Here is a 16,124-nt window from a genome sequence, read left to right on the forward strand (position 1 = left end):
CAACTGAAGAGGGGGAGCGCCCTCCCTACGCCGCCGGTCCTCGGTAGTGGCACCCGGAATGCCCGCAACGGGCTCGAACCCCGGATGCTTCGATCGAAGACCGGCCCGCACGCAAGGAGCGCTTCTCCGCAACCGTCCACCACCACACGGGTGGCGGACGGAGACGACGAAAATGGAGAAAACGCTAGTGGAGAACGAGACCCACTACGCCGAGGCCGTCATTGACAACGGTTCCTTCGGCACCCGCACCATCCGCTTCGAGACGGGCCGTCTGGCCCGCCAGGCCGCCGGCTCCGCCGTTGCCTACCTGGACGACGACACGATGGTGCTTTCCGCCACCACCGCGTCGAAGAAGCCCAAGGACCAGCTCGACTTCTTCCCCCTCACGGTGGACGTCGAGGAGCGCCAGTACGCGGCCGGCAAGATCCCCGGTTCCTTCTTCCGCCGCGAGGGCCGCCCCTCCGAGGACGCGATCCTCACCTGCCGCCTGATCGACCGCCCGCTGCGCCCGTCCTTCAAGAAGGGCCTGCGCAACGAGATCCAGGTCGTCGCCACGATCATGGCGCTCAACCCCGACCACCTGTACGACGTCGTGGCGATCAACGCCGCCTCCGCGTCCACCCAGCTGGCCGGTCTGCCCTTCTCCGGCCCGATCGGCGGCGTCCGCGTCGCGCTGATCCGCGGCCAGTGGGTCGCGTTCCCGACGCACACCGAGCTCGAGGACGCCGTCTTCGACATGGTCGTCGCGGGCCGCGTGCTCGAGGACGGCGACGTCGCGATCATGATGGTCGAGGCCGAGGCCACCGAGAAGACCATCGCCCTGGTCAAGGACGGCGCCGAGGCGCCGACCGAGGAGGTCGTGGCCGCCGGCCTCGACGCCTCGAAGCCCTTCATCAAGGCCCTCTGCAAGGCCCAGGCCGACCTGGCCGCCAAGGCCGCCAAGCCCGAGGGCGAGTTCCCGGTCTTCCTGGACTACCAGGACGACGTCTACGAGGCCCTCTCGGCCGCGGTCAAGGGCGAGCTCTCCCAGGCGCTGACCATCGCGGGCAAGCAGGACCGCGAGGCCGAGCTGGACCGCGTCAAGGAGATCGCCGCCGAGAAGCTCCTCCCGGCCTTCGAAGGCCGCGAGAAGGAGATCTCCGCCGCGTACCGCAGCCTGACCAAGGCCCTGGTCCGCGAGCGCGTCATCAAGGACAAGGTCCGCATCGACGGCCGCGGGATCACGGACATCCGTACCCTCGCCGCCGAGGTCGAGGCCATCCCGCGCGTGCACGGCTCGGCGCTGTTCGAGCGTGGCGAGACCCAGATCCTGGGCGTCACCACCCTGAACATGCTCCGCATGGAGCAGCAGCTGGACACCCTCTCCCCGGTGACCCGCAAGCGCTACATGCACAACTACAACTTCCCGCCGTACTCGGTCGGCGAGACCGGCCGCGTCGGTTCGCCGAAGCGCCGCGAGATCGGCCACGGCGCGCTCGCCGAGCGCGCGATCGTGCCGGTCCTCCCGACGCGCGAGGAGTTCCCCTACGCGATCCGTCAGGTGTCCGAGGCCCTCGGCTCCAACGGTTCGACGTCCATGGGCTCGGTCTGCGCCTCCACCATGTCCCTGCTGAACGCCGGTGTGCCCCTCAAGGCCCCCGTCGCCGGCATCGCCATGGGTCTGATCTCGCAGGAGATCGACGGCAAGACCCACTACGTCGCCCTCACCGACATCCTCGGTGCGGAAGACGCCTTCGGTGACATGGACTTCAAGGTCGCCGGCACCAAGGAGTTCGTCACCGCGCTCCAGCTGGACACCAAGCTCGACGGCATCCCGGCCTCGGTTCTGGCCGCCGCCCTCAAGCAGGCGCGCGACGCCCGCCTCCACATCCTCGACGTGATGATGGAAGCGATCGACACGCCGGACGCCATGTCCCCGTTCGCCCCGCGGATCATCACCGTCAAGATCCCGGTGGATAAGATCGGTGAGGTCATCGGCCCCAAGGGCAAGATGATCAACCAGATCCAGGAGGACACCGGCGCCGAGATCACGATCGAGGACGACGGCACCATCTACATCGGTGCCTCCGACGGCCCGGCCGCCGAGGCCGCCCGCGCCACGATCAACCAGATCGCCAACCCGACCATGCCGGAGGTCGGCGAGCGCTACCTGGGTACGGTCGTCAAGACCACCACCTTCGGTGCCTTCGTCTCCCTCATGCCCGGCAAGGACGGCCTGCTGCACATCTCGCAGATCCGCAAGCTCGCCGGTGGCAAGCGCGTGGAGAACGTCGAGGACGTGCTCGCGGTCGGCGCCAAGGTCCAGGTCGAGATCGGCGAGATCGACTCGCGCGGCAAGCTCTCCCTGATCCCCGTGATCGACGGCGAGGCCGCCGGCGACGACGCTGACAAGGACGACTCCGACAAGTGATGTCGCGTAGTTCCCGTGTGACGGCCCGCCCCTCTTCGGAGGGGCGGGCCGTCGCCCGTACCCAAACACTGCTCAAGGGCGCAGGCGGCATCGGCACCGTCCGCCGCACGGTCCTCCCCGGTGGACTGCGCGTCGTCACCGAGACGCTGCCGTCCGTCCGCTCCGCCACCTTCGGGATCTGGGCGCACGTCGGCTCCCGGGACGAGACGCCGTCGCTGAACGGCGCCACGCACTACCTGGAGCACCTCCTCTTCAAGGGCACTGAGAAGCGCAGTGCCCTCGACATCTCCTCCGCGATCGACGCGGTCGGCGGCGAGATGAACGCCTTCACGGCGAAGGAGTACACCTGCTATTACGCGCGGGTGCTCGACACGGACCTGCCGCTGGCCATCGACGTCGTGTGCGACATGCTCACCGGCTCGCTGATCCTCGAATCCGATGTCGACGCCGAGCGCGGAGTCATCCTCGAAGAGATCGCGATGACCGAGGACGACCCGGGCGACATGGTCCACGACCTGTTCGCCCAGACCATGTACGGGGACACCCCGCTCGGGCGCCCCGTCCTCGGCACGGTCGACACGATCAACGCGCTCACCGCCGACCGGATCCGCCGCTTCTACAAGAAGCACTACGACCCCACCCACCTGGTCGTGGCCGCCGCGGGCAACGTCGACCACAACAAGGTCGTGCGCCAGGTCCGCGCCGCGTTCGAGAAGGCCGGCGCGCTGACCCGCACCGACGCCGAACCGGTGGGCCCGCGCTCCGGCACCAAGCGGATCCGCACCTCCGGCCGCGTCGAGCTGGTCAACCGCAAGACCGAGCAGGCCCACGTGGTCCTCGGCATGCCGGCCCTGGCCCGCACCGACGAGCGCCGCTGGGCGCTCGGCGTGCTGAACACGGCGCTCGGCGGAGGCATGTCCTCCCGCCTCTTCCAGGAGGTCCGCGAGAAGCGCGGCCTGGCCTACAGCGTGTACTCGTACACCTCCGGCTTCGCCGACACCGGCCTCTTCGGCGTCTACGCCGGGTGCCGCCCGAGCCAGGTCCACGACGTACTGCGGATCTGCCGCGACGAGCTCGACAAGGTCGCCGCCGACGGGCTCACCGACGAGGAGATCCGGCGGGCCGTCGGCCAGCTTTCCGGCTCCACCGTCCTCGGCCTGGAGGACACCGGCGCGATCATGAACCGCATCGGCAAGAGCGAGCTGTGCTGGGGCGACCAGATGTCGGTCGACGACATGCTGGCCCGGATCGCCGCCGTGACCCCGGACGAGGTCCGGTCGGTCGCACAGGATGTACTGGCCCAGCGGCCCTCCCTCGCGGTGATCGGCCCGCTGAAGGAGAAGCAGGCGGCCCGTCTCGACGAAGTGGTCGCCTAGTGCTGTGACCGGAAGGGTCCACCGGGTCGCGGCGCCCGGCACGGCACCTCGCCGCGTTGTCGGACCACGGCGGTACGTCCGGTACGAGGCGTGGCCCTCCGTCCGGGGGCCCCTCCCGGCGGTAGCTGGGGGAGATGCACCGCACCGGACACCGCGACCCGGCAAACCTTCCCGGCCACAGCACTAGTCCCGTACACACGTAAGGAAGCAAGCAACATGAGCAAGCTGCGCGTGGCAGTCCTCGGCGCCCACGGCCGTATCGGCTCCGAGGCGGTCAAGGCCGTCGAGGCCGCCGAAGACATGGAGCTGGTGGCCGCCCTCGGCCGCGGCGACAAGCTGGAGACGCTGGCCGAGGCCGGCGCCCAGGTCGCGGTCGAGCTGACCACACCCGCCTCGGTGATGGAGAACCTCGACTTCCTCATCCGCCACGGCATCCACGGAGTGGTCGGCACCACCGGCTGGACCGAGGGCCGCCTCGCCCAGCTGAACACCTGGCTCGCCGGCTCGCCGGCGACGGGCGTGCTCATCGCCCCGAACTTCTCCATCGGCGCCGTCCTCACGATGAAGTTCGCCGCCCAGGCCGCCCGGTACTTCGAGTCCGTCGAGGTCGTCGAGCTGCACCACCCCAACAAGGTCGACGCCCCCTCCGGCACGGCGACCCGTACGGCGCAGCTCATCGCGGCCGCCCGCGCCGAGGCCGGCCTCGGCGCGCAGCCCGACGCCACCGCCACCGCCCTCGACGGCGCGCGCGGCGCGGACGTCGACGGCGTCCCGGTCCACGCGATCCGCCTGCGCGGCCTGCTGGCCCACCAGGAGGTCCTCCTCGGCGGCGAGGGCGAGACCCTGACCATCCGTCACGACTCCCTGCACCACAGCAGCTTCATGCCGGGCATCCTGCTCGGCGCGCGCCGCGTGACGCAGACCCCGGGCCTCACGTTCGGCCTGGAAAACTTCCTCGAACTCGGCTGACGAGCAGGCAGCGGAACCATGCGCGCGAAGATCATCTATTTCATCACGGCCGCGGTCCTGGCGGTCTACTTCGTCCTGGCCGGCGGCCGGGGCCTGATGCTGATCCGGCTCGGGACCCCGATCACCGTCCCGTTCGGGCTGGCCGTGCTGATCCTGCCGGTCATCGGCGTGTGGTTCCTCTGGAAGAACACGCGCTTCGTCACCAAGGCCAACCAGCTCGCCACCGAGCTGGAGGCCGAGGGCGGGCTGCCCGTGGACGAGCTCGAGCGGGACAAGTACGGCCGGATCCTGCGGGATTCCGCCGACGAGGTCTTCGCGCGCCGCAAGGCCGAGACGGAGGACGCGCCGGGGGACTGGCGCAGCTGGTTCCGCCTCGCGGTCGCCTACCACGACGCCCGCGACACCCCGCGGGCCCGCAAGGCCATGCAGCGGGCGATCTCCCTGCACGACGTACCGGCCCCATGAGCAGAGAGCCCGTACAGGTCTGATTCCTGTACGGGCTCCGCGCGGACATCCGGTGGATCAGGCGGGCACGGACCGGTACTCGGCGGCCCAGGCCTCGACCGAGTCGGCGGCCCGGTCGAACGCCTCGGTCCGCGACAGGAAGTCGGCGTTGTGGTCGGTCAGCAGGACCGGCAGCGCGCCGCCGCGCGAGGCCACCGTCAGCGCCTGGCCCTGTACGGTCCTCGGCAGTCCGAGCCAGCGCACGGGCTGCTGCACGGTGCGCACCTCGTCGACCTGGCTCCACGGGATCGACCGGGTCCCGAAGAACCCCACCCGGCGAAGCCCCTTGCTGCTCACCCAGACGCCCGTGCGCAGCAGCCGCAGCGCGGATCCGACCACGGCCAGCGAGGCCGCCAGAGCGCCCAGGGCGCCGGTCCAGGTGCCCGCGGCGGTGATGATCACGGTGGCGAACAGCATGAAGGAGCCGAGCAGGAGGAGCAGCGCCGCGATGGCGACCCGCCAGGGGCCGGGGCGGTACGGACGGCGCCAGCGGTCGGGGTCCTCGTACGGGAGGGTCTCCCCGGTGTCGTGCGCGTCGAATGCGCTGTCGGCCGTCAGGAAGGGCAGGGGCACGGCAGGACCTCACTCACATGCACGTTCGGTTGGGCTGTGCCCGTGAGGCTACCGCCCCTCGGACGCCTCCGACTGCTGCGACTTCGCCGGTGCCTGGTTCGGCTGCAGTGCGGGCATCCCGAAGAGCAGCGAGCCGACGAGCCCCGCCACGACGGTCAGCCCGACCAGACTACGGGCGGCGATCTGGGTCTTGCTCAGGCTCTCGGGCGGCGGCGGAGTGACATTGCTGCGGAATCGGTCGGCCTCGGCGACGAAGGCGAACGGGACGGGTTCGCGCCGGCGGAACATGGGAGCGGTTCTCCTCACGGTCGGGGCCCCGGGGTTGCGGGGGCGGGATGGACGGGCGTTCACCATGTAGGACGTGCGAAAGCCCCGATCGGTGCCGGATTTAGGGAGATTAACGAGATTTTATGGCGGAGCGTCAGACTCGTTCGGTCCTGCCCGCCGGTTTCTTTTCTCCCCGGTGTACGCCGCGTGCGGCGCCCGCCCGCACCCGGCCCGGGCCGGCGGCCACGGGGCTCCCCTGATGCCGCTCGCGCACGAGGCCCCCGACGGCCGCGGTCGCGGTGTCCCGCAAGGCCGGAAGGGTCCGGCTGCACAGATGTACGAGCCAAGTCCGAAGTGTCCGTATTGCGACGTTTCGCAAAGTTCATCTAGGCTGATCAAACGGACCCGGCACTGCTTGAACCCCCGAGCAGGCAGTGCCGGGCTCCAACACCCTCATCACGTCCCCCGAGGGGACACCGCGAGCATGGCAGCGAGTAGCGTGTTACCCATGGCTCCGATCTCGACTCCGCAGACCCCCTTCGGGCGGGTCCTCACCGCCATGATCACGCCGTTTACGGCGGATGGCGCACTTGACCTCGACGGCGCGCAGCAGCTCGCCGTCCACCTGGTGGACGCAGGCAACGACGGCCTGATCATCAACGGCACCACCGGTGAGTCGCCGACCACCACCGACGCGGAGAAAAACGACCTCGTACGAGCCGTACTCGAAGCAGTCGGAGACCGGGCCCACGTGGTCGCGGGCATCGGCACCAACGACACCCGCCACACCCTCGAGCTCGCCCGCCAGGCCGAGCGCACCGGCGCGCACGGCCTGCTCGCGGTCACCCCGTACTACAGCAAGCCGCCGCAGGAGGGCCTCTTCCGGCACTTCACGGCGATCGCCGACGCCACCGAGCTGCCGGTCATGCTCTACGACATCCCCGGCCGCAGTGGTGTCCCGATCAACACCGAAACTCTGGTCCGGCTGGCCGAGCACCCCCGTATCGTTGCCAACAAGGACGCGAAGGGCGACCTCGGCCGCGCCAGCTGGGCCATCGCCCAGAGCGGCCTGGCCTGGTACTCGGGCGACGACATGCTGAACCTGCCGCTCCTGTCCGTCGGCGCGGTCGGCTTCGTCTCCGTGGTCGGCCACCTGGTCACCCCCGAGCTCCGCGCGATGCTCGAGGCCCACCTGGGCGGCGACGTCCAGAAGGCGACCGAGATCCACCAGAAGCTGCTCCCCGTCTTCACCGGCATGTTCCGCACCCAGGGTGTGATCACCACCAAGGGCGCGCTGAACCTGCAGGGCCTGCCCGCGGGCCCGCTGCGGCTCCCGCTGGTCGAGCTGACCGCCGAAGAGGCGGCACGGCTCAAGATCGATCTTGCCGCCGGCGGGGTACAGCTCTGACACCAGACTTCACAACTGAACAAGCAGAACCACACAAGACCAAGCAAGTGCACGAATGACATGCGTGCCGCGTGCCTCGACGGGCACGTGGCGCGCGTGGTGAAGGAGAACCTTTTGAGCCATCCGCATCCTGAACTCGGTCCGCCGCCGAAGCTCCCCAAGGGCGGCCTTCGGGTCACCCCTCTGGGCGGTCTCGGTGAGATCGGCCGCAACATGACCGTCTTCGAGTTCGACGGCCGTCTGCTGATCGTCGACTGCGGCGTCCTCTTCCCCGAAGAGGAGCAGCCGGGCATCGACCTGATCCTGCCGGACTTCTCGTCCATCAGGGATCGCCTCGACGACATCGAGGGCATCGTCCTCACGCACGGCCACGAAGACCACATCGGCGCCGTCCCGTACCTCCTCCGGGAGAAGCCGGACATCCCGCTGATCGGCTCCAAGCTGACGCTGGCCCTCATCGAGGCGAAGCTCCAGGAGCACCGCATCCGCCCCTACACCCTCGAGGTGAAGGAAGGCGAGCGCGAGAACCTCGGCCCCTTCGACTGCGAATTCATCGCGGTCAACCACTCCATCCCGGATGCCCTGGCCGTGGCCATCCGCACCGGCGCCGGCATGGTCGTCTGCACCGGCGACTTCAAGATGGACCAGCTGCCGCTGGACAAGCGCCTCACCGACCTGCACGCCTTCGCGCGTCTGAGCGAAGAGGGCATCGACCTCCTCCTCTCGGACTCGACGAACGCCGAGGTCCCGGGCTTCGTCCCGCCCGAGCGCGAGATCTCCGGCGTCCTGCGCACGGTGTTCGCCAACGCCAACAACCGGATCATCGTGGCCAGCTTCGCCAGCCACGTGCACCGGATCCAGCAGATCCTCGACGCCGCCCACGAGTACGGCCGCAGGGTCGCCTTCGTCGGCCGCTCGATGGTCCGCAACATGGGCATCGCCCGTGACCTGGGCTACCTGAAGGTCCCGGCCGGCCTCGTCGTGGACGTCAAGACCCTCGACGACCTGCCGGCCAACGAGGTCGTCCTGGTCTGCACGGGTTCCCAGGGCGAGCCGATGGCGGCCCTGTCCCGGATGGCCAACCGCGACCACCAGATCCGGATCGTCCCCGGCGACACCGTGATCCTGGCGTCGTCCCTGATCCCGGGCAACGAGAACGCGGTCTACCGCGTGATCAACGGCCTGACCCGCTGGGGCGCCAACGTCGTGCACAAGGGCAACGCCAAGGTGCACGTCTCGGGCCACGCCTCCGCCGGCGAGCTGCTGTACTTCTACAACATCTGCAAGCCGCGGAACCTGATGCCGGTCCACGGCGAATGGCGCCACCTGCGCGCCAACGCGGAGCTCGGCGCCCTGACGGGCGTCCCGAAGGACCGCATCGTCATCGCGGAGGACGGCGTCGTCGTCGACCTCATCGACGGCAAGGCGCGCATCTCCGGCAAGGTGCAGGCCGGGTACGTGTACGTGGACGGCCTCTCGGTCGGCGACGTCACGGAGGTCCACCTCAAGGACCGCAAGATCCTCGGCGACGAGGGCATCATCTCGGTCTACGTCGTGGTGGACAGCACCACGGGCAAGATCGTCAGCGGCCCGAACATCCAGGCCCGCGGCTCCGGCATCGACGACTCGGCGTTCACCGCCGTCCTGCCGAAGATCGAGGAGGCCATCGCGCGCGCAGCGGCCGACGGCGTCGCCGAACCGCACCAGATCCAGCAGCTCATCCGCCGCACGATGGGCAAGTGGGTCTCGGACGGCTACCGCCGCCGCCCGATGATCCTGCCGGTCGTCGTCGAGGTCTGACCCTCGCCGTAGCGATCTCACCGGAGCGGGGCAACCGGATTTGCATCCGGGGGCCCCGCTCCAGTACGTTTACGTCTCCACCTCGCACGGCACCCCGGTACACATGTGTGCCCGGACGGGTCGCTGCGGGCGGGTGGAATCCAGACCGGGGAAACCTGATAAAGTCTGGCTCGCCCGAAAGGGAATGGCTCTCCAATGGCCGTCCAAATCCAAGCCGAAGCGGCAAGGAAATGATCTGGTAGAGTTGGAATCGCAGGAAAGGGAAACGCGAAAGCGAAGAACCTGGAAAGCGAAACCCGTTTCGACCGGGAATTGGACACGAAAGAGTCTGATAGAGTCGGAGACACAAGAACGAAGGAAGCGCCCGGAGGAAAGCCCCAGTAAATATTACTGAGGGTGAGTACAAAGGAAGCGTCCGTTCCTTGAGAACTCAACAGCGTGCCAAAAATCAACGCCAAAAAGTTGATACCCCGTCCATTTCGGTGGATGAGGTTCCTTTGAAAAAGACCTGTGAGGTCGCGGTTCTGCCCTCGGGCGCGAACCTGCACGACAGCCAGGCCCTTGAGCCCCTCGTCCGCGGCATACCGCCCATCCGATCCCGCCGCGGACGCCGCCGGCGCCGACCCGGCAAGCTGCACGCGGACAAGGCCTACGACTACGCCCACCTGCGACGATGGTTACGTGAACGCGGAATCAGGCACCGCATCGCCCGCCGAGGCGTTGAATCCTCGCAGCGGCAGGGCCGCCACCGCTGGACCGTCGAACGCACCATGGCCTGGCTCTCCGGCTGCCGCCGCCTACACCGCCGCTATGAACGCAAGGCAGAGCATTTTCTCGCCTTCGCCAGCATCGCCTGCACTCTCATCTGCTACCACCGACTCACCAAATGAGATGACTTCTAAGCCGCGGCTCCGGGGTGTTTCCGGGCAGACCGTATCCCCCGTCGCCGTCGGCCGTGCGGTGTCGCAACGGTAGCCTCGCCCGCCGGGGCGGCGCCTGAAGGGCATCACCGGCGAGGAACAGCGTTCGGCCGTACTGCGGGCAGCGGTATTCGCGGTACCCGGAGCGTTCGAAGGAGACTCGGCGGTACAGGCACACCCACGCGGAGCGGTGGGGCTTGAGGTCACTCTCGGCCGTTGGGCTTCGGCACGCCAGAGGATTTCCTCGGCACAACGGCCGGAGCCGCAGCGGCGTGGCGAGCCGCTGTCCACCGGCCGCGAAGGTTTCGAGGAGGCGTGCCGCGGTGCCTGCCGCGCTCCGGGTATGGCGGAAGGGCCCGGATCCTTTTGGATCGGGGCCCTTCAACCTTCTGTAGCGGGGACAGGATTTGAACCTGCGACCTCTGGATTATGAGCCCAGCGAGCTACCGAACTGCTCCACCCCGCGTCGGTACAACCCACTCTACGGCACTGCAGGACCGCTCTTGACCAGCTTTGCCCTGCTCAGGGGCCTGGCTGTCCGGCGATGGTGATGAGCTGGATGTCCATCTGGTCGGCTTGTGCGGTGAGGATGCGCGCGACGGTGCGCGTGGTGGCCGGGTCTAACGCGATGGGTTCCTCCCCCTCGCGGGTCCAGGTGAGGACGCCGTCCCCCGGGTGGAGGGTGATGGAGGAGGCGATGTCACGGAGCATGCCTGTGACGTCTTGTGCGGCGAAGTGCAGCTGCCCGTCGACGGATCGCCCGACGGGCATCGTCTCGCTGGGCCCCCACGGCATCATGCGGCCCACCTCACACGGCCCACCTCATGCCGTCGCGTCCAGCTGCGCTACGCGTTCCTCGCTCAGGGACATTCTGCGTGCGCTCGCTTGTACGCGGTACCTGCATACCGTTGGTGGACCTCAGGAAGAACCCCGTCGGTGGGCCGCTGGGTTACCGCAAGCTCGATGCGGCAGAACTGATGGAGTTCCGGGCGCCTACGCACCAGCTGAGCGGCCCTGGTGTTGGAGTGCGGGACGGCGCGTCCCGCATCGGCGCGCTGTTGTCCCACTTTTCCGTAGGCCGCTTAACCGGCGTAGGGCTGCCACATCTTAACGGTCGTTTTCGGATTGCTTGCGGAATTAGATTTGTGCGTCACCAGGCACCGGTACTGCTTACCAAAATAAACGACACGCTCGTTCTCCGAATACTGTCGATTTACTTTCCATTCCGAAAATCCTGCTGCCATGTGACGCCACCTTTCATCAAGCCGACTCACTGCCAGCCTGCATGAAGCATCGCACCCTCCCGAGCAGGGCAGGCACCCGATCCCGCCGGCCGGCCCGCAGTAGGGCCCGCGGGAGCACGGTGCCCCGGACCTCGTGGCAGACCTACGAGGATCTCAGCGACGAGCAGATCCGCTGCATGATCGCGCTCACCACGAGGGCGCGGGACCGTTTCCTGATCACGCTGCTCGCCTGTACCGGTCTGCGGATCGGTGAGGCGCTCGGTCTGCACCGGGGCGACATGTGTCTGATCGTCTCGTCCCGCGCGGTGGGCTGGATCGGGAGCCCTCACGTGCATGTCCGCCGCCGTACCGACCACCCCCACCGCGCCCTGTCACGAAGTCCCGCTTCTCCCGCAACGTGCCGGTCGCCGCCGGTCTGGTCGCGCTCTACACCGACTACCAGTACGAGCGGGGCAGGGTGGCCCAGGCGGCGGAGTCGGAGATGGCTTCGTGAATCTCTTCCGCCCGCCGCTGGGCGGCGCTATGTCGTATCCGAACACCAAGAAGATGTTCGACCGCCTGGCTCGCAACGCCGGGCACGCGTGCAGCTTGCGTGACCTGCGAAAATGCTAACCACCCGGCCTTGGGCGAAGCCCACCTACGCGATCGTGCTGGCCCTGTGATCCGGTGCTTGCGTCTCCCCTCACTTCCCTCACTTCCCCCCGCGGCTCATGGACGTGACGCTCAGCGGCCCTAGCGGGGTTTTGCGTTGGGTGGTGAAGCCGAAGTGCTGGTAGAGGGGGACGTTCGTCGGGTCTGCCGTGGTCAGGTACAGGCCGTGGGGGGCGGGTGTGGTCGCCAGGACGTGGTCCAGGAGGAGGCGGCCAGCGCCGCGTCCGGTCAGGTCGGGGCGGACGCCGACGAACTCCAGTGTCCAGAGCCCCGGGGGTGCGTTCCCGCCGGAGACGTCCAGGTAGCGCAGGGTTCGGCCGAGGGCGCGCGGCCCGCAGCGCAGCCCGGTGCGGGCCGCCCAGAGGGCGCGGGCACCGGCGGCCGGGGTCGCGCCCGGCGGGGTCAGGACGGCCGCCGCGAGGAGCCGACCGTCCGCGCCCACGAGCGCGGTACGGCGTGCCCCGTCGAGGCCGGCGTGGGTGCGCAGGGTGGCCCGGAACCAGTGGGTGCGTACGGGGGCCGAGTCGCCGCAGATCCAGGAGACGGCGGGCTCCCGGGCGAATGCGGCGGCCAGCAGCTCGGCGCAGGCGGCCGGGTCGGGGGCGGGGTCGATCCGCCAGGAACCACCGGCCACGGTCTCAGGCATCCGGACTCCGCTCCAGCGGCGCCTCGGGCACGAGGTGACAGACGAGCAGCTTGAGGAAGAACAGCGGCGCGAACCAGGCGAGCGCAGCGGGCACCGGCAGCCAGAACAGGTTGACCAGGACGGCCGCCATCAACAGGGCCATTGCCGCCGGCCGTCTGAGGTGCACGGGCGCGAATTCCACGACCACCGCCCCGCCGAGCAGCAGCGCGGCGTTGGTCAGGGTCCAGGCGAGGTCACCGGACAGGACGACCAGCCCCATCGCGGCGAGGTGGATCACGTGCGCGGAGACGAACAGCAGCCGGGCGCGCCTGGCCCCGGCGTCGGCGCGGTGGTACCAACGCTTCGCGGCGTTGGTGGCGTTGGTCAGCACCCCGCCGATCAGGTCGAGCCCGGCCAGGGCGACCACGACGAGTTGCGCGGTGGACCAGTCGCGTGCGGCCCCCGAGTTCCACAGGCCGGCAGCCAGGAGCAGGGCGCAGCCGAGGAGGCCGAGGGTCTCCACCACGGACTCGGAACGAGACTTGCCGGGGCCCATGAACCGCTCCAGGCGTCCCGCGAGGCCGGGTGGGGTGGCCGGTATCTCCCAGGAGATCCGCAGGTCAGTGCGCATCGGTCGGGTCCTCTCCGGCAGTCGTCGCGGCCATGGTGACTGCCCCGCCCCAAAGGCCGTGCAGCAGGCACCACAGCTGTGCCGAAGCCTCGCCTTCCGGGAAGTCCGCGGCCTCGGCGAGGGGCTCGGCCGTCATACGGGCCAAGGCCCACGCGTCGGCGGCCCGGATGACCGCCGCGGTCGCCGACACCAGCAGCCCGTGATCCACGTCGGTACGGATCACCCCGATCCGCTGCCCGTCCGTGACCAGGGCGCCGAACCAGTCGAGCCACGGGCCCGTGTGGGTGCGCCCGATGGCGGCGTCGGCGAGGGCCAGGTCCTCGGGGTGGTCCCGCAGGTGGGCGGCAAGGGCGGCGGAGCCGGCGGCGAACCGGGACCGGAGGTCGGCCTCGTCCCGGGCCGGGACCCAGGGGCCGAGGGCTCCGAGCAGTCGCTCGAGCACTCCGTCGAGGACCGCGGTGAGCAGGTCCTCGCGGCCGTCGAAGTAGTGGTAGGCCGCGGTCTTGGAGACCTTCGAGGCTTCGATGATCTTGTTGTAGGAGGCGCCTTCGGTGCCGTGCTCGGCGAAGTGCCGGCGCGCCACCCCCAGGATGAGCTCCTGGCGCTCTGGGGGCAGGCGATCGAAACGGGGAAGAGGCATGAGGAGACAGTACCACTAGAGTGTACCACTGGTGCACCCTAGTGGTGCATCTGCTGTGCGGGCCCGAGTGTGGGCCACTGTCGCTCTCCGGTGAAGGGGTGTCATGCGTGTAGGGCGCGGGGCAGAGGTCCTCCTCCTCGCTGTGGCTGTTACCGCGCCTGGGGCGTCGCGGGCGGGCCTTGCTCACGGGTTTTGGACACCGGAGAGACTTGGATCTTGATGGCCCAGGAGGACGGAGTCCCCGTGGGGATGAAGCACTATTTCGCCGAGTTCAAGGCGGTCGCGGTCGCGTTGTACCGGTCGAGGCGGGCCGTAATGGCCATGGTTCAGACGCTGTGCCGTGAGGTCGCCACGGACCAGCCGCTCGACGCCCTGCCGCTCCGGCTCAACGGTGCCGGCTCGCCGCACCCGATCACACCTGCCCTTTCGCGGTTGCCTGCGAGAGGGCAGCTCTTGCGAGCCGCTTTTCCGGCGACCTCGGTGGAACCCTGACCGGTGTGTCACCGAAGGGTGAGTGACTGCGGGCCCCTGGCCTGCGGTGGCATCGCTCAAATTTCGATGGCATGCGCTGAGCCCTCATCGGCACTGGACAGGACGCACCCGCCCCACCGCGCCCCACTCCCGCGAACTGGGCGCCCTACCCGACCGGGCGGTGCACACGCTGTCACCTTCTCTGCACTGACTCGGGCGGCGCGACGACCGCCTGATTCGTCAGCTGCCGGCTGTGCCCCTCGGCGCCGCGACGAGACCCAGTTCCTTTCGCGTTGCGAGAAGGAACGCCTTCTGAGCTGTCCAAAGCCTCTCGAAAACCTCGGGGGGAAGAGTCGCCTCGGAGCACGTCGCGCGTGCGGCAGCGATCTGACGAACACTCCTGACGACGTCCGCGGCGGCGTTCAGTGTGTCCGGTGACTCCGACACGAGACGAACAGCCGTGGAGGCTCCCTCAAGACCTTCCTTGTAAGGGCGCCCTTCCTGGTCGAAGTAGGGCATCAGTTCGCCTGGAATCCGCGGATGCGGGACGGCAGTGATGTTGGCAGTCGGTTCAAGTGTGAATGCCACGTACTGGCGGTAGGCGAGCACGAAGTCCTTGTAGGCGGCGAGACGGATGTCCCGCCACTGGCGTGCGTGGTCACGGTGCCACAACCGGTCCTGGTTGCGGATTGACAACCACCCGCCCACAACCACACCAAGCAGCGCGACTGCCCCCGTGATCGCAGTACTCAGAAGGTTCACCTGTTCCCCCTCCCGGCCTCGGTGGACCAAGCCCAGTCTCCAGCACGGCGCGCTCACGAACGAGGGTGTTGACTGGCGGAAGTACGTTGCCATCACCGACTCGGGTGCAGCTAAGTTGCCAGCCCTGGTGCAGGTAGGGCCACGGGGCTAGGGCGTGTTTGAGAACTGGGGTCCGTATCGCGCCGCGCACCGTGACGATCTCGGTGTGGGGCGAGGGGATCTTTCGGATGACCAGTGGGCGGTGCTGGGGCCGTTTTTGCCGGTCGCGGTGTTGGGCAGGCCGTCGGTGTGCCGACGGCGGTCGATCGCCGGGATCCGCTGGCGGGGGGTGCGGACCCGTTCCCCGTGCCGGGATCTGTCACCCGAGTACGGTCGGTGGCAGACGGTCTAGGGGCTCTTCCGTCGCTGGCAGCGCAATCGTGTCTGGTCGGCGGTACTGACCGAGCTGCAGGCTCGGGCGGACGCCGCAGGCCGGATCACCTGGGACATGAACGTCGACTCCACGATCTGCCGGGCCCATCAGCACGCGACCGGCGACCAGTGCCCGGCGGGACGGCCCAGCCCAGAAGGAACCGCCGGGCGGCAACAAGGCCGAACCTGACGACCACAGCCTGGGTCGCTCCCGCGGAGTCTGACCACGAAGATTCACCGGGCTTGCGAACAAGGACAGAGGCCGTTGTCGCTGCTGGTCACAGCCGGTCAGCGGGGGACAGCCCACAGTTCGCGGCCGTGTGGGAAGCCATCCGTGATGGTGGGCTACACAGGACGTCGGTCCTCGGGCTGAGGATTCGGAGCTGGCCAGTCCGCATTCAAGGATGGCGGCGATACCGGGCACAAATTCCGGCGGTCATGCGCGCCACCCGATGCCGGATG

The 16,124-nt window shown here is 68.8% G+C and carries 15 protein-coding genes, 1 tRNA gene and 1 pseudogene; 9 read left to right on the top strand and 8 right to left on the bottom strand.

Translation table 11 applies throughout. The features are described from left to right. Positions 1-187: 187 nt before the first annotated feature. The 4 genes from DRB89_RS32560 to DRB89_RS32575 all read left to right on the top strand — a co-directional run bounded on the left by DRB89_RS32560 (position 188) and on the right by DRB89_RS32575 (position 5,220). Entirely contained in the window at positions 188-2,410 is a 2,223-nt protein-coding gene (locus DRB89_RS32560; RefSeq protein WP_112451809.1) for a polyribonucleotide nucleotidyltransferase, read from the top strand. Next, positions 2,407-3,786: a pitrilysin family protein gene (locus tag DRB89_RS32565; protein ID WP_112451808.1), complete on the top strand. Its 1,380-nt coding sequence runs from the start codon at positions 2,407-2,409 to the stop codon at positions 3,784-3,786. Before DRB89_RS32560 ends, DRB89_RS32565 begins: the two co-directional genes overlap by 4 nt. Before the next feature lie 216 nt (positions 3,787-4,002). Then, positions 4,003-4,755 carry a 4-hydroxy-tetrahydrodipicolinate reductase gene (gene dapB / locus DRB89_RS32570; RefSeq protein ID WP_112451807.1) on the top strand — a complete coding sequence of 251 codons (753 nt, stop codon included), beginning with the start codon at positions 4,003-4,005 and terminating at the stop codon, positions 4,753-4,755. 18 nt (positions 4,756-4,773) lie between these two features. Next, positions 4,774-5,220: a hypothetical protein gene (locus DRB89_RS32575; protein ID WP_112451806.1), complete on the top strand. Its 447-nt coding sequence runs from the start codon at positions 4,774-4,776 to the stop codon at positions 5,218-5,220. A gap of 57 nt (positions 5,221-5,277) precedes the next feature. Here DRB89_RS32575 and DRB89_RS32580 read toward each other — a convergent pair whose 3' ends face one another. Together DRB89_RS32580 and DRB89_RS32585 are read right to left on the bottom strand one after the other, a co-directional pair. After that, positions 5,278-5,832 carry a PH domain-containing protein gene (locus tag DRB89_RS32580; protein ID WP_112451805.1) on the bottom strand — a complete coding sequence of 185 codons (555 nt, stop codon included), beginning with the start codon at positions 5,830-5,832 and terminating at the stop codon, positions 5,278-5,280. Positions 5,833-5,880: 48 nt separating this feature from the next. Beyond that, the gene (locus tag DRB89_RS32585; protein ID WP_112451804.1) at positions 5,881-6,120 is read right to left on the bottom strand and encodes a hypothetical protein; all 240 of its coding nucleotides are present in this window, start codon (positions 6,118-6,120) and stop codon (positions 5,881-5,883) included. Between the two features lie 487 nt (positions 6,121-6,607). On the opposite strand from DRB89_RS32585, the gene dapA reads away from it, so the two are divergent. The 3 genes and pseudogenes from dapA to DRB89_RS32605 all read left to right on the top strand — a co-directional run. Next, on the top strand, positions 6,608-7,507 hold the full coding sequence (gene dapA / locus DRB89_RS32590) for a 4-hydroxy-tetrahydrodipicolinate synthase (RefSeq protein WP_112451803.1): 900 nt from the start codon (positions 6,608-6,610) through the stop codon (positions 7,505-7,507). 114 nt (positions 7,508-7,621) lie between these two features. Then, positions 7,622-9,307 (top strand): ribonuclease J, encoded by a 1,686-nt coding sequence (locus tag DRB89_RS32595; RefSeq protein WP_112454010.1) that lies wholly within the window; start codon positions 7,622-7,624, stop codon positions 9,305-9,307. A 518-nt stretch (positions 9,308-9,825) separates the two neighbouring features. Next, positions 9,826-10,197 (top strand): annotated as a pseudogene (locus tag DRB89_RS32605) (transposase); the annotation flags it as partial. Between the two features lie 422 nt (positions 10,198-10,619). On the opposite strand, the gene DRB89_RS32610 reads toward DRB89_RS32605, so the two are convergent. The 5 genes from DRB89_RS32610 to DRB89_RS32635 form a co-directional block, all read right to left on the bottom strand. Next, positions 10,620-10,693, bottom strand: a tRNA-Met gene (locus DRB89_RS32610). Positions 10,694-10,749: 56 nt separating this feature from the next. Next, on the bottom strand, positions 10,750-11,025 hold the full coding sequence (locus DRB89_RS32615) for a hypothetical protein (protein ID WP_162688816.1): 276 nt from the start codon (positions 11,023-11,025) through the stop codon (positions 10,750-10,752). Positions 11,026-12,162: 1,137 nt separating this feature from the next. Then, positions 12,163-12,768 (bottom strand): GNAT family N-acetyltransferase, encoded by a 606-nt coding sequence (locus DRB89_RS46110; RefSeq protein WP_112463526.1) that lies wholly within the window; start codon positions 12,766-12,768, stop codon positions 12,163-12,165. Then, the gene (locus DRB89_RS32630) at positions 12,761-13,378 is read right to left on the bottom strand and encodes a hypothetical protein (RefSeq protein ID WP_112449583.1); all 618 of its coding nucleotides are present in this window, start codon (positions 13,376-13,378) and stop codon (positions 12,761-12,763) included. The genes DRB89_RS46110 and DRB89_RS32630 overlap by 8 nt, the downstream gene beginning before the upstream one ends. Further along, positions 13,368-14,018 (bottom strand): TetR/AcrR family transcriptional regulator, encoded by a 651-nt coding sequence (locus tag DRB89_RS32635; RefSeq protein WP_112449584.1) that lies wholly within the window; start codon positions 14,016-14,018, stop codon positions 13,368-13,370. The genes DRB89_RS32630 and DRB89_RS32635 overlap by 11 nt, the downstream gene beginning before the upstream one ends. 243 nt (positions 14,019-14,261) lie before the next feature. On the opposite strand from DRB89_RS32635, the gene DRB89_RS32640 reads away from it, so the two are divergent. Continuing rightward, positions 14,262-14,510 carry a hypothetical protein gene (locus DRB89_RS32640; RefSeq protein WP_162688817.1) on the top strand — a complete coding sequence of 83 codons (249 nt, stop codon included), beginning with the start codon at positions 14,262-14,264 and terminating at the stop codon, positions 14,508-14,510. A 219-nt stretch (positions 14,511-14,729) separates the two neighbouring features. Here the strand turns inward: DRB89_RS32640 and DRB89_RS32645 are convergent, their stop codons facing one another. Beyond that, positions 14,730-15,251, bottom strand: a complete 522-nt coding sequence (locus DRB89_RS32645; RefSeq protein ID WP_162688818.1) for a hypothetical protein — start codon at positions 15,249-15,251, stop codon at positions 14,730-14,732. Between the two features lie 268 nt (positions 15,252-15,519). On the opposite strand from DRB89_RS32645, the gene DRB89_RS45165 reads away from it, so the two are divergent. After that, positions 15,520-15,642: a transposase gene (locus tag DRB89_RS45165; RefSeq protein ID WP_239516894.1), complete on the top strand. Its 123-nt coding sequence runs from the start codon at positions 15,520-15,522 to the stop codon at positions 15,640-15,642. Positions 15,643-16,124 lie beyond the last annotated feature (482 nt).

Source organism: Streptomyces sp. ICC4 (assembly GCF_003287915.1).
GTDB classification, from domain to species: domain Bacteria; phylum Actinomycetota; class Actinomycetes; order Streptomycetales; family Streptomycetaceae; genus Streptomyces; species Streptomyces tritrimontium.

Coding starts and splice junctions, on each gene's coding strand:
- dapB (WP_112451807.1), top strand. CDS start 4,003: ATGAGCAAGCTGCGCGTGGCAGTCCTCGGCGCCCACGGCCGTATCGGC.
- DRB89_RS32575 (WP_112451806.1), top strand. CDS start 4,774: ATGCGCGCGAAGATCATCTATTTCATCACGGCCGCGGTCCTGGCGGTC.
- DRB89_RS32585 (WP_112451804.1), bottom strand. CDS start 6,120: ATGTTCCGCCGGCGCGAACCCGTCCCGTTCGCCTTCGTCGCCGAGGCC.
- dapA (WP_112451803.1), top strand. CDS start 6,608: ATGGCTCCGATCTCGACTCCGCAGACCCCCTTCGGGCGGGTCCTCACC.
- DRB89_RS32615 (WP_162688816.1), bottom strand. CDS start 11,025: ATGATGCCGTGGGGGCCCAGCGAGACGATGCCCGTCGGGCGATCCGTC.
- DRB89_RS46110 (WP_112463526.1), bottom strand. CDS start 12,768: ATGCCTGAGACCGTGGCCGGTGGTTCCTGGCGGATCGACCCCGCCCCC.
- DRB89_RS32630 (WP_112449583.1), bottom strand. CDS start 13,378: ATGCGCACTGACCTGCGGATCTCCTGGGAGATACCGGCCACCCCACCC.
- DRB89_RS32635 (WP_112449584.1), bottom strand. CDS start 14,018: ATGCCTCTTCCCCGTTTCGATCGCCTGCCCCCAGAGCGCCAGGAGCTC.